The sequence below is a fragment of the Kocuria sp. CPCC 205261 genome, from assembly GCF_040981025.1.
In the GTDB taxonomy this organism is placed as follows: Bacteria; Actinomycetota; Actinomycetes; order Actinomycetales; family Micrococcaceae; genus Kocuria; species Kocuria marina.
Genome location: NZ_JAVKPU010000004.1, coordinates 57,274 through 69,436, shown reverse-complemented (window position 1 = coordinate 69,436; position 12,163 = coordinate 57,274). Strand labels below are relative to the sequence as shown.

General features: G+C 68.5%; 11 protein-coding genes and 1 pseudogene. 5 read left to right on the top strand and 7 right to left on the bottom strand.

Features of this window, described 5'->3' with window-relative positions:
• Positions 1–486: 486 nt before the first annotated feature.
• From RF646_RS05815 to mgtE, 3 genes and pseudogenes are all read right to left on the bottom strand, one after another.
• Positions 487–1,572, bottom strand: coding sequence for an alkene reductase (locus RF646_RS05815; protein WP_085106860.1), 1,086 nt, complete (start codon positions 1,570–1,572; stop codon positions 487–489).
• Positions 1,573–1,714: 142 nt separating this feature from the next.
• A pseudogene (locus RF646_RS05810) lies at positions 1,715–2,191 on the bottom strand (aldehyde dehydrogenase family protein); the annotation flags it as partial.
• Between the two features lie 63 nt (positions 2,192–2,254).
• Positions 2,255–3,616, bottom strand: a complete 1,362-nt coding sequence (gene mgtE, locus RF646_RS05805) for a magnesium transporter (protein ID WP_368835446.1) — start codon at positions 3,614–3,616, stop codon at positions 2,255–2,257.
• A 180-nt stretch (positions 3,617–3,796) separates the two neighbouring features.
• Between mgtE and RF646_RS05800 the strand changes: the two genes are divergently transcribed.
• A complete protein-coding gene (locus RF646_RS05800) occupies positions 3,797–4,234 on the top strand; it encodes a PaaI family thioesterase (protein ID WP_368835445.1) in 438 nt (145 codons plus the stop codon).
• A gap of 340 nt (positions 4,235–4,574) precedes the next feature.
• On the opposite strand, the gene RF646_RS05795 is transcribed toward RF646_RS05800, so the two are convergent.
• On the bottom strand, positions 4,575–5,852 hold the full coding sequence (locus tag RF646_RS05795; RefSeq protein ID WP_368835444.1) for an MFS transporter: 1,278 nt from the start codon (positions 5,850–5,852) through the stop codon (positions 4,575–4,577).
• A gap of 200 nt (positions 5,853–6,052) precedes the next feature.
• Here RF646_RS05795 and RF646_RS05790 point away from each other — a divergent pair, with 200 nt between their 5' ends.
• Positions 6,053–6,244, top strand: a complete 192-nt coding sequence (locus RF646_RS05790) for a hypothetical protein (RefSeq protein ID WP_035965649.1) — start codon at positions 6,053–6,055, stop codon at positions 6,242–6,244.
• A 91-nt stretch (positions 6,245–6,335) separates the two neighbouring features.
• The gene (locus RF646_RS05785) at positions 6,336–7,667 is read left to right on the top strand and encodes a CynX/NimT family MFS transporter (RefSeq protein WP_368835443.1); all 1,332 of its coding nucleotides are present in this window, start codon (positions 6,336–6,338) and stop codon (positions 7,665–7,667) included.
• 124 nt (positions 7,668–7,791) lie between these two features.
• On the opposite strand, the gene RF646_RS05780 is transcribed toward RF646_RS05785, so the two are convergent.
• Positions 7,792–8,103, bottom strand: coding sequence for a WGxxGxxG family protein (locus RF646_RS05780; RefSeq protein ID WP_368835442.1), 312 nt, complete (start codon positions 8,101–8,103; stop codon positions 7,792–7,794).
• Positions 8,104–8,544: 441 nt separating this feature from the next.
• Between RF646_RS05780 and RF646_RS05775 the strand changes: the two genes are divergently transcribed.
• On the top strand, positions 8,545–8,943 hold the full coding sequence (locus RF646_RS05775; protein ID WP_368835441.1) for an NAD(P)-binding protein: 399 nt from the start codon (positions 8,545–8,547) through the stop codon (positions 8,941–8,943).
• On the top strand, positions 8,918–9,088 hold the full coding sequence (locus RF646_RS05770) for a hypothetical protein (RefSeq protein ID WP_368835513.1): 171 nt from the start codon (positions 8,918–8,920) through the stop codon (positions 9,086–9,088). The genes RF646_RS05775 and RF646_RS05770 overlap by 26 nt, the downstream gene beginning before the upstream one ends.
• Here the strand turns inward: RF646_RS05770 and RF646_RS05765 are convergent, their stop codons facing one another.
• Together RF646_RS05765 and RF646_RS05760 are read right to left on the bottom strand one after the other, a co-directional pair.
• Complete coding sequence (locus RF646_RS05765; RefSeq protein ID WP_368835440.1) at positions 9,089–10,345, bottom strand: FAD-dependent oxidoreductase; 1,257 nt, start codon at positions 10,343–10,345, stop codon at positions 9,089–9,091.
• Positions 10,342–12,072: a choline/carnitine O-acyltransferase gene (locus RF646_RS05760; protein WP_368835439.1), complete on the bottom strand. Its 1,731-nt coding sequence runs from the start codon at positions 12,070–12,072 to the stop codon at positions 10,342–10,344. Before RF646_RS05760 ends, RF646_RS05765 begins: the two co-directional genes overlap by 4 nt.
• Positions 12,073–12,163: the final 91 nt, after the last annotated feature.

The following is a 12,163-nucleotide window of genomic DNA, read 5'->3' as shown; positions in this document are numbered from 1 at the left end:
CCGACCACACGCGCGGATAATCCCCTGACGACACCTCGATGCTACCCGGGGGCCATCGGGCCGCGGTCTCTACTGCACCCTCGTGGCCCAGCGCGCCAGGTCGGCCCAGGTCCGAAGTAAGCGCTTCGTCCACGTCGACTGCACGGAGTATTTCCGGCCCATCCTCGAACGCGCGGGTCTGACGCCGATCACTTCGGTCACCGCCGCGACGTGGCGCCGAGGCTGATGACAGGGGAATTCGTCGAGCCCGAGCGGTTGTTGGGGCCGATCAAGGGTCAGCTATTTTGTGCGGTTGACGTAGTCGAGGAATGCGAAGTGGAGCAAAAGCAGCATCACCCCCGCGAATCGACATGTGCTCAGCTAAAGCAGGGGGTCAGCCGCTCGCCCGAGGGTCCCCGGGCTGAGGCGCCAGTCACGACCCAAGAAACGCAGGAGGGTGGCAGCCGTCCGTCCAGACGGCTGCCACCCTCCTGAAGGAACCCGTGCCTACCGGGCCGCCACATTCGCGAACGGGTAGTCCACGTACCCCTTGGGTCCGCCCACGTAAAAGGTCGTGGAGTCCGGGGTGTTCAGCTCCAGCCCGTCACGCCAGCGCTCCACCAGGTCCGGGTTGGCAATGAGCTCGCGGCCCACCACCACGCCGTCCGCGAGATCGGCGCTCATGATGTGCTCCGCCTCCTCGAGTTCGGTGACCACGCTGAAGCCGCTGTTGAGGTAGAACACACCCTCGAAGCCACGGCGCAGGTCCCGCACGAACTCCCCGTCCACGTCCTTGTGCAGCACGGACAGGTACGCGAGGTCGAGTCCGCGCAGACCGGTGAGCAACGCGTCATAGGTGGCCACGACGTCGTCGTGGTCGTCCTCGATCGCGCCCTGGACGTTGTGCTCGGGCGAGATCCGCAGCCCCACGCGCTGCCCGCCGATCTCCTCGGCGACGGCGCGCGCCACCTCGATCACGAACCGTGCCCGGTTCTGCGGGGAGCCGCCGTACTCGTCGGTGCGGTGGTTGGAGGACGGGGCGAGGAACTCGTGGAGGATGTAGCCGTTGGCGCCGTGGATCTCCACGCCGTCGATCCCGGCGTCCACCGCGCGGCGGGCCGCGGCGACGAACTCCTGCTTGATGCGGGGCAGCTCGTCGGTCTCCAGGGCACGGGGCGTGGGCATGGGCTGCTTGCCGCTGGGCACGTGCACCGCCTGGTCCACACCGATCGCGCTGGGGGCCTCGGGCAGGGGGCCGCCGGTGAGTTCGGGGTGGGAGACCCGCCCGGCGTTCATGATCTGCAGGAAGATCACGCCGCCCTTCTCGTGTACGGCGTCCGCCACCCGGGACCAGCCCTGGGCCTGCTCGGCGGTCTCGATGCCAGCCTGACCCCAGAACCCGCGGCTCGTCACGGCCGGGAACGTCCCCTCCGTGACCACGAGGCCCGCGGACGCCCGCTGCGAGTAGTACTCGACGTTCATGTCCTTGGGTACGCCGTCCGCGTCGGAACGCATCCGGGTCAGCGGCGCCATGGCCACACGATTCGCGAGCTCGAACTTTCCTACGGTGATCGGGTCGAACAGGGTGGGCATATGTTTCCCTTCGTCGAAAGCTGTTGATACTTAGTCAGTACCCACAACATCCTTCCCCCGCACACCATTCCCGAGGAAGGCTTTCAGAAGGGTCGCCGGAGGAGTTGCCGCAGCCCTTCTGCTCCTGGCCCACCAACGGGTTGTCGTACTGCAGCTTGTTCTGCAGCGGACCCAGGACGTTCTGTTCCTCACGGCCATTGCCCATGGACATCTGCTGCGCCACGCCGACGAGCGCCTCGCACACGGAGTCGTAGACGTCCTCGTGGACGTAGAGGCGGGTGAGCGCGGCACACGTCTGGCCCGTGTTGGTGAACGCACCCCAGAACAGGTCCCCGGCAATGGCCTGCGGGTCCACGTCCGGCAGCACCACACCGGCATCGTTGCCCCCGAGCTCGAGGGTCAGTCGTGCGAGCCCGTCCGCGGCCGAGCGCATGATCGCCTGGCCGGTCGTGGTGGAGCCGGTGAACATGATCTTCTCCACACCGTCGTGTTCGGACAGCGCCTTGCCCACCTCGCCGCCGCCGGGCACCACGTGCAGGACGTCCGCCGGGAGCACCTGGTTGAGCACGTGGATCAAGCCCAGCACGGACAGCGGGGTGTACTCGGAGGGCTTGACCACTGCGGCGTTGCAGGGCGCTCCGGGCACCGGGGTGAATGGCTCCGGCCTGGGGGTGCTCCCGCTCTAGGCCAGCCCCAGCATCGCCCGGGCGATCAGGAAGTAGACCACGAGCCCGGCGGCATCCACGAACGTGGAGATGAACGGGTTGGAGAACACGGCCGGGTCCGCCCCGATGGCGCGTGCGATCAATGGCATACATCCCCCCACGGTGGCGGCCAACGTACACAGGGCCAGCAGTGTCAGCCCGATCACCGCGCCGATGTCCCACCCGTAGATCAACCCCACGATCACGAATCCCAGTCCGCCCAACAACAGCCCCAGGCACAGTCCCACGCGCATCTCGCGCAGCATGACCTTGACGACGTCCCGGGTGTGCACATCCCCCAGGGCGAGCGCGCGGGTCAGGGATGTCGCCGCCTGGTTACCCGTGTTGCCGCCGGTGCCCGTGAGCAGCGGGATGAACACGGACAGCACCACGAGCTGTTCCAGGGTGGACTCGAACGTCTCCAACACCCGTACGGTGAGCACGGCGCTGACCGCGAGCACCAACAACCACACCACGCGCGAGCGCACGAGCCGGAACACGGGGGTGGACAGGTACGGCCTGCGCAACGGCTCGGAACCGCTGAGCCGCGCCTGGTCCTCGGACTCGGCGTCCTCGAGAATGTCCAGGGCGTCGTCCACGGTGAGCACGCCCACCAGGCGGTCCTCGTCGTCCACGACGGGCAGGCTGAGCACCCGCAGGGCCGCGCACTGGCGCGCCGCCCGCTCCCGGGGTTCCGTCGCGGACACCCGGTCCGCCTCCTCCATGACCTGTGAGACAAGGGTGTCCGGAGGGGCTGCCATGAGTCGTTGCAGGCTGGTCACTCCCAGGAGCCGCCGCTGCGGATCCGTGACCATGACCGTGTACACATTGCGGGTGCGTTCCAATTCCCCGCGCACCCGTTCCAGACTCTCGGCGCACGTCAGGTCGGGGTGGGTCGTGACGTACGAGGGGTTCATCCGCCGCCCGATCGAGTTCTCCGGGTAGCCGAGCACCGCCGCGGTGAGCTCGCGCTCGGAGAGCGGTAATCCCTTCAACAGCCGGCTGGCCAGGGCCGCAGGCAGTTCGTCCAGCAGACTCACGCGATCGTCGGTGTCCAGGGACTCGACGACGCCCGCGACCTCCTCGTCCCGCAGACCCGTCACGAGTTCGCGCTGCAGCGGCGCGTCGAGACGTTCGAACACGGTCACCGCGCGGTCCTTGGCCAGCATCCGGTAGGCGACGGCGCGCTGGCGCACTCCCAGCCGCTCCAACAGGTCCACGACCTCCCCCACCGTGAGCTCCGCGAGCAAGCGTGCCACCTCCGGCAGGTCCTGGCTCCCGATGGCCGATTCGACGGCGCGGAAGGGCCGTTGGACCTTGACTTCGTGGACACGGCTCACGTGCCACCCCTTCCTGGTCATTGGACGGCACCGACGGGACGCGGGAGCCGTTGCCAGCCTGTCAGAAATCGGACGCGCCCGCCCAGTGGTGGCCGCACTCTAGAGTGTTCTCGTATCGCCCCACCCCGCACCCGGGAGTGGTCCTCCAGGCCCGGCCAGGCCCTGCACCGAAGGGTGACCGTGTACGCAGACCCCACCGACATGACCGCCATCCGTGAACTCCTGCACGAGATCCTGCGCAACGATCCCGCACCCCTGCACCTGGGCATGGACCTCGGTGAGATCGAACAGGGCCGAGTGACCATGTCCATGACCGTGTCCGACTTCATGGCCAACGGCCACGGTGTCTGCCACGGCGGATACCTGTTCACCCTGGCGGACACCACGCTCGCGTACTGCTGCGCGACCGCCGGCTCCCCCATCCTCACGCGCAACGCCGAGATCACGTTCATGGCTCCCGCGCACAGCGGCCAGGTGATCACCGCGATCGCCACGCGCCGGGTGAGCTTCGGCAGGAATCAGATCTGCGACGTCGTCCTGGAGGCCGACGGGCGCGTGATCGCCTACTTCACGGGGCAGGGCACCACCCCGCCGCAGCCCAAAGGTACGGTGAAGTGACGGGCCGGGCACTGGAACGCCGCGCCGTCACCGCATGACAGACCGGAACGGCGCTACACCCGCCCCGGTGCACGATGCGACCATCGCGGTTCATGCGCTCCTGGCCCAAATTATTGATGTGCGAATTTCCGAGCTCCTACACGAACGCGGTCGAGGACGCCGCGATGAGGTCCAAGACTTGCCTCACGGCGCGGTCCCCGATCCCGTGGATCGCCCCCCCCCCCCCCCGCAGCCCACTGCTCAGGGCACGCCCAACCATGGGGCCTCGGCCGGAAGCGCGTGGTCAGCTCTTCTGCGGTGTGCAGCCGCTGGTAGGCGCCCACTTCCAGGGGACCGCTGCTCATGCCGTAGACGGTGGTGATCCCCCACGCGGAGAAGTCGGCCAGGGCCACCCGCTTCCCGGCCAGCAGGTCGTCCGGGCCCGCCCATCAAGGTGCTCGTCGTAGCCCACCCACGCACCCACTCCCCCCGCCTCGGCCTCCTGTGCGGCCTCGCGGATCGCTTTGACGACGTCGCTCGCTCGCGGTGTCACGGACGGCCTGCAGTCCGCCTTCATGGTCAGGCAGACATATATCCCGGGATGCCCGTGGGACTCGATGAGCCCCGGCATGAGGTAACGCCCACCCGCATCCACGACGGGTGCACCCTCTGGGGTGCGGGCACGTGCGATGGCCGAATAGCGGACCTTGACCGGCAACAACTGGGTCAGGACGGTGCACACGGGGGCGTACGGGATGGAGGCGAAGCCGAGTCCCAGGATCATGGCCACGGTGATCAGGGCGGTGTCCCGGGTATCGACGAGCCAGAAAATGGGGAAAGCCACGAGCGCGGCGATCGCGTAGCCGACGGCCTCCACGATGGACGGGGAGGTCTTGTCCGCGACTTTGCCCGCGATGAACATCACCACGATCTGCACCACGGCACCCCATGCGATGGCCGTGAGGATCACGGTGGAGGGCAGACCGAGCTGCTTGGTCACGTAGCTGATCATGAACGTGGTCAGTACGAAGAAGCCGGCGTTACCGAACAGGTAGGTGTCGATACCCACGATCAGGCGACCGGGAGCGGCGCGCAGGGTGTCGGCGACGGGCGCGCTCTGCTTCTCGTGCGGCGTCGCCGACCGAGCGACCTCGGCCTGCTTGCAGTCCTCCGTCTCGTCGATCTTGAGCCGGATCCACACGCCCACGGCGACCAGGACGATAGAGATCAGGTACGGGATACGCCACGCGCCCTCGAGGAACCGCTCGCCCGAGAGGGCCACCACGGCGGCCACGATCATGGAGGACAGGATGGTGCCGGTGGGCGAACCCAGCTGCACCACCGCGCCGGAGAAACCGCGCTTGTGCTCAGGGGCGTTCTCCACGGCCAGCAGGGTGGCGCCGCCCCATTCGCCGCGGACCGCCATGCCCTGCACGAACCGCAGGACGGCCAGCGCGGGGTCCTCGCCGCCGAAGAACAAGGGCGCGAAGACGATGGACGCGGTGGGGCCGAACAGGAAGAAGTCGTACCACTCGAGGGACGTGCCCACGTAGGCGCCGATCAGCGCTTTGCAGGCCTTGCGGGGGTCGTGTTCTCGGGCCGCGGGATGCTCCGTGGGACCTTCGGTCGTGCTGGACATGACAACCTCTGGATCAGGGAAGTGGTGCCGTTGCCCCGGGACCCGCTCATACGAGCACCCGGAACAGTGGCCGCGATTATTTATGTGACCAGGGTCCTACACCGGAGCTTTCCGGCGGGTTCAAGACTGGAAGGGGTCCGTCCGAAATTCGCTGCCGCGAGACGGTTGTCGCGTCCCGTGGCAAGTGGTCGAATGAACGCATGAGTGAAAACAGCATCTGGGATGCCCTGGAATCCGCACGCGACAAGGCCAAGGAACGGGAGCAGGAGGAGATGCAGCGCGTCGAGGACGCGGACAACCACGAGCAGCAACGCGCCGCCAGCTCCCGCGTGGCAGCACGCCAAGCCGTGCGCGAGACGCTCGACGACATTCTCGCGCAGCGGGAGGGGTGAGGGGTTGCCGGAGGGGGTAAGCCCCCTCCGGCAACCTCGTGCGGCTCGGGGAACGGTTCCGTTCCCCGATCCGCCGCGCCATCTGATATTGATGCTGGGGACGCACATCGACCGAGGAGTCCCCACGAGCACGCATCACTTCATCCGAGCACGGCTGCCGTGGGTGGTGGCCGGGATCATCCTCGTGGCGCTGAGCCTGCGCGGGCCCATGATCGCGCCCACGCCCGTGATCACGAACATCCAGGCGGACATCGGCCTCTCGTCGGTCGCGGCGGGGCTGCTCACGGGACTCCCGGTGTTCCTCTTCGCCGTGGTCACCCCGGCGGCCTCCGCGGTCATCCGACGTGCGGGCCCCGAGGCCGCCGTCCTGCTCTGCCTCATCGGTGTCCTAATGGGCACCATCATCCGTTCTCTCGGCTCCACGCCCCTGCTGTTGGTGGGCACCGTGGTCATCGGGGCGTCGATCACGATCGGCAACATCGTGATCCCGGTCATCATCCGCCGCGACATCCCCTGGCGCCAGGTCTCCGTGGTCACCGCCGCCTACTCCGCGGCCCTCAACGTGGGGTCCATGATCACCGCGCTCGGCACCGCGCCGCTCGCCGCCGCCCTGGGGTGGCGCTGGGCCCTCACGGCCTGGGGCGTCCTGGCGCTCGCCGGCATCGGCTACTGGCTCCTGCTTTCACGACGCCGCTCCGGCAGCCCCGGCGACGACGCCGCCTCAGCCGCCCACATGTCGTCGTCCCCCGACGCCCCCGGCCGCAGCGCGGCCCCCAACCCCCACACGCCGTCGGCCCCCGAAACTTCAGAGGCCCCCGCGGAGATGCTGCCGCCAGCGGAACCCGACACCGCTCACGCGACGGGGCGTGTGCGGCGCATCGGCTGGTTGCTCGCGCTGGCGTTCTGCGGGCAGGCCATGGCCTACTACTCGGTGACGGCGTGGCTACCCGCGCTGCTCGCGGACACGCGGGGGTTGAGCTTGGCGAGTTCCGGGGCCTCGGCGTCGCTGTTCCAGGTGGCCGCCGTCATCGGGGCGTTCGGCGTGCCCCTCCTGGCCGCACGGGCGCCCGCGTGGGTTCCGGTGGCACTGATCGGAGCGCTGTGGATCACCCTACCCATCGGCCTGATGCTCGCGCCGGGGTGGTTCATCGCGTGGTCGCTCATCGGCGGGGCGGCCCAGGGCGGCGGTTTCACGGCGATCTTCTCGATCGTCGCCCGCGTGGCCCGCTCCTCCGCCGAGGCGGCGCGGATGTCCGCGCGGGTGCAGGGCATCGGCTACCTCGCGGCCACGATCGGGCCACCCCTGGCCGGGGGTTTGAACACCGCGACCGGGGCGTGGACGGCGCCCCTGCTGTTGGTGCTCGCCGCGACCGTGGTGTTCACGGTGGGCGGGGTGTTGGCGGCGTTCAGGGCGCGGTCGTGAACACCACGACATGACAGCGCGCGTTCCACTGCAGTTGATGTTACGGATACAGGACTGGGGCCCACTCACGAATGAGTGGGCCCCAGCCATCAGGTCCTGGATCTAGAACCTAGGGAACGAGGTCTCAGCGACCCGGGTGGGTGGTGCCGTCCACGTTGGTAGTCCCGGTGTCGCGCACGGTGCTGGTCCCGGTGTCGCGGCGACGATCCGTGGTGTGGTCGACGTGGCGATCGTTGTGGACGGTCTTGTTCTTCTTCAGCAGACCGGCCAGACCCAGGAGACCGAGCAGACCCCACAGGCCGGCGTTGCCGTTGTCGTCGTTGGTCTGCTGGCTCGTGGCGGGAGCCGGGCTCTCCTCGGCGGCGATGGCAGGGGCCGACACACCGGTGAGGATTGCGAGGGACAGGGCAGCGGTAGTAGCGGTCTTACGCATCATTTTGCACTCCTGGCTGGGAAAGGAAGCACCATCATTTGACGGCTTAATAAGCACCCTACCTTAATTGTGTGTCTCCAGCGACCGGCCGGTAAGGAATATATGCCGTGGCGGGCCGGGAATAACAGCATGGATATTCGATAAGGTGGCGCATTGATTTCGCACCCTTGGAAATATGGTCTTAACTCGCCTAACGGGCCCCCCGTTATGACTTCGCCGCCTCTCGCGGGCAACAGTGTGCTCTCTTTATATTCGGGAATAATCGGAGGCGAGTCCGAGAGCTTGATTCTCCTGGCCGGGGCCGCCGGAACACCGGCGCGTACTGCATCACCCAGGTGAAGCGGCGATTTCCTTAAATTTTCCCGGATACACGCGGGCGAAGAGGATGAATCGGGAATAAATATACGATTTCGTCCTCGCGCCCCCAGCACCGATGATCGAGGAATGCAGAGGGCATTCCCCTACCCCCTCCGTAACCTCACCCGCCCCGGACCAGCCCGCCCCCTTCCCCGGGTAGTTTCAAGATCAGTCGCCCCGGGAGGAGCTCACATGTCCCAGCGCATCGCCATCATCGGCGCGGGAATCGGCGGTCTGACCCTTGCCATCGATCTGCAGCGCAAGGGGTTGGACGTCCGGATCTACGAACAGACCGCTGTCCTGCAGGAGGTCAGCGCCGCCGTCCCCCCACCACGGCCAGGCTGCGAACCAGTCCATCGAGGACGCGATCGTCCTATCCGACCTACTCTCCAGCACGACCGACTGGGACCATGCGCGTGCCGAGTACGAGCGGCGTCGTCGTTTCCGTACCCGCAAGATCGTGGACGCGTCCGTCACCGTGGGTGAAATGCTCCACCTGCCCGACGGCGCTCGCGCCCGGGAACGCAACATTCGCCTGGCCTCGCCGGACGCCTTAGACCGGGACCTGGACTGGATCCATTCGTTCCGTGCCGATGAGCAGGTCCCGGAAGCCCCGGCCGTGGGTGGGTGATCAGGAAGGGCGTCGCGCCCAGCGCGGCGCCCGCTCCGGCCGTGGTCCTACGCCCACCGCCAACGCCGGGAGCGCACTGAGCCACGGGACCCGCCGCACGACCTTCACGATCCACGACGGCGGCCGCAGGTCCCTGCCCCGGATCGCCGGCATGATCAGTGCCGCGTGCAGGATTCGCTGCATGCCCTGGATGACCACCGTGGGCACCATGCGGCGTCGCTGGATCCGCGCCAACCCACGCGCCTCCGCCCGCCCGGATGCACCGCCAGAACGCAGCAGCGGAGCCAGAATGCGGGCCGCAGCCACCGCGTCCTGCACCGCCAGATTGATCCCGACGCCGCCCACCGGCGACATCGCGTGTGCAGCGTCCCCGATGCACAGGACCCCCGGGGCGTGCCAGCGGCGCAGCCGGTCCAGGCGCACGTCGAGGTGCTTCACGTCCGCCGTGGACCCGATCCCGGTCACCCCGGTGGCCGCCTCCGGGAAGAGCTGCGCGGCGTCGGCCCGGAAGGCGTCGAGACCGCGGGCGCGCACGGCGTCGTCGGCACCCTTGGGGCCCAGCTGCGCGACCTGGATGTAGCCGTCGCGCGGGATGCCGATGGCCACCCGCCCCCGGTTCGAGCGCGGCAGCAGCGACTCCCCCACGCGGCGATCGGTGGGCAGGCGGTACCACCAGACGTCGAAGCCCACGGCGCGTTCCCGCGCCGGAAACCCTACGGCGCGGCGGATCACGGACCAGCGGCCGTCGCACGCGATCGTGAGATCAGCCGCGACCTGTCCGGTACCTTCCGGCGATTCGACGACGACGCCGCTCACCCGCCCCTTCTCCCACGTCACCCCGGTGACCTCGTGCTCCGCGCGCAGCGAGAACGTGGATTCGGCGGCGGCCGCGTCCGCGAGCAGGTTCAGAAGATCCCACTGTGGGACCATGGCGATGTAGGGGTGGCGCACCGGCAACCGGGTGAAGTCCACCATGCGCACCGGGCGGCCCTCGGGGTCCGGGAGGTCCACGTGGGTGACCCTGGAATGCGGAATGGCCTCGAAACGATCGACGAGACCGAGATCGTCGAGCAGGGCCAGAGTGGTGGGATGCACGGTGTCCCCGCGGAAGTCGCGGAGGAAGTCCGCGTGCTTCTCCAACACCGTGACCGCCACACCCGCACGCGCCAGTAGGAGACCCAGCACCAGGCCGGCCGGACCGCCGCCGACGATGGCGCACGTGGTGCGAACGGTGGGCGGCTCCGCGGGCGTCGTCACCCCGCCAGCCCCTTCACGAATCCCCAGAACGTTTCCGCGCTCACGGTCAGATTGTGCGCGAAGGCCTCCAGGTCCTCACTCGAGTCCCGGCGGTAGTTCACGCAGAACTCGTAGCCGTCCGTATGGGTCGTGTACGTGACACCGAAGCCCTCGGGTGTGGTGGGCGCGAACGCGTAGCGCACGATCGGGTCCGGACCGCCGATGGACGTGGTGGACAGGAAGTCGTGGCGCATGGCCGCGATCCCCGGGGAGTCGAAGAACTCGGACAGCTCCCCCGTCTTCCGGGCCATCATGGCGAGTCCCAACAGGTGGCGATCCACACCGCGGGCGTTCTTGCAGGCCTTAACCCAGCCACGATGTGCGTCCAGGGCCTCCGTGAACAGCTCCTCGGTCGCCTCACCGGCGAGCAGGGCGCGGGCGAACGCGGTGGCCTGCGGGGTCACGGGGCGGAGGCACTCGGTGCGCCCCGCCTGGAACTCACGCATGTCCACCGCTTCATATACACCGCGCGCCGTCCCGTACGTCGCGAGCTGGGCGAGCAACATGATGAATTGCTGAGCGGCGTCGTCGCTGATCTTGAACGGGAGTTCGGCGCGGTGCAGCCGCGGCACGAACACCCGGTGCACGCCCAGCAGCGCGGCCTCCGTGCGGTATTGGGCGACCCGCGCCACGAGTTCGTCACGCAACTGCGGCTCGAGCTCCCACGTAATCGCGGCGGGTTGCGGGGCGTCCGGCAGCGCGGCCTCGTCCGGGATCGTCACGTCCTGCATGGCTCCCGCGACGGCCAGGATCGTGGCCCCGTCCACGGTGCTGTGTTCCACGTGCATGGCCAGCCACGGATCCTCGAGGCACACCTCGTACGTGATCGGTTTGTAGGCCCACGCTTGCCCCACCTCGAACGCGCAGCGCTCCAGGTGCTCCACGACCTCGGCCCGTGCCCCCACGACATTGACCAGGAACACCATGCGGCTGATCCGGTCGTAGATCTCCGCGTTGTGCTCGTTCGAAGTCAACTTCTCCAACAGGGGCGCGGCCGTCTCACTGCCCAGGTAGGACAGCGCCCCGAACGGCAGCTCGGTCTCCCGCGGTTCGTCCCGCTCCACGACCGCGCTCAGCCCCGCAGCCACCGTGCGCAGCGGCAGCGGTTGCCGGTCCTGGGTGCTGATCGTCAGCGCGTACAGCCGGCCGCCGTGGATCACGCCGATCTCCTCCGCTGCCTCGGCCGACCCCGACGACGCCGCTCGCTCCGATCTGCGGATCTCGTCCCGTTCCGCGCGAGGATGCCGCACCCCGCCCGTGAGACATTCCCACTGGGACATACTCACGTCGTTACCGCGGGGGTCCACCTCCTGCGGGGTCTCCCCGCGCACCTGCCGTAGATGCACCCACGCCGCCCGGTAGACGAGTTCGGCCGCCCGGCCCAGCCCCGGGGCGCCGAAGTCCCCCGTGATCTGGAATCCCACGTTGGTGGTCAGCGGCAGGGGTGTGCGCACGGTCAGATATCCGTCCAGCCACTCCCGGGACAACCAACTGCGCCCCTCGGCGTCCTCCGCACGGGCGAACTCCTCGAGTGCCGCTTGTAACCGCGGGCCCTCCCTGGTCCGGAACGCTTCCGCACCACGCCGGGTCCGCTCGAGCGCCGCGCCGTCCACGAGGGGTTCGACGGCGCTCAGCATCCGCTGCAGCGTCTCCTCCAGCGGGGGCACGGGAAGGGGTTTCACACTCATGAGGGATCCTTTCGGTCGCGGGAACGGGAGGGTCGGGTCAAGGGGAGGGCCGGCGCGACGGCGCCCGTGCGGATCCGCCGCGGTGTTCCAT

Bases quoted from the DNA above. Each gene is read 5' to 3' on its own strand.
- RF646_RS05815 (WP_085106860.1), bottom strand. From the start codon at position 1,572: ATGCCCACCCTGTTCGACCCGATCACCGTAGGAAAGTTCGAGCTCGCG.
- RF646_RS05795 (WP_368835444.1), bottom strand. From the start codon at position 5,852: ATGTCCAGCACGACCGAAGGTCCCACGGAGCATCCCGCGGCCCGAGAA.
- RF646_RS05790 (WP_035965649.1), top strand. From the start codon at position 6,053: ATGAGTGAAAACAGCATCTGGGATGCCCTGGAATCCGCACGCGACAAG.
- RF646_RS05785 (WP_368835443.1), top strand. From the start codon at position 6,336: ATGCTGGGGACGCACATCGACCGAGGAGTCCCCACGAGCACGCATCAC.
- RF646_RS05780 (WP_368835442.1), bottom strand. From the start codon at position 8,103: ATGATGCGTAAGACCGCTACTACCGCTGCCCTGTCCCTCGCAATCCTC.
- RF646_RS05775 (WP_368835441.1), top strand. From the start codon at position 8,545: ATGCAGAGGGCATTCCCCTACCCCCTCCGTAACCTCACCCGCCCCGGA.
- RF646_RS05760 (WP_368835439.1), bottom strand. From the start codon at position 12,072: ATGAGTGTGAAACCCCTTCCCGTGCCCCCGCTGGAGGAGACGCTGCAG.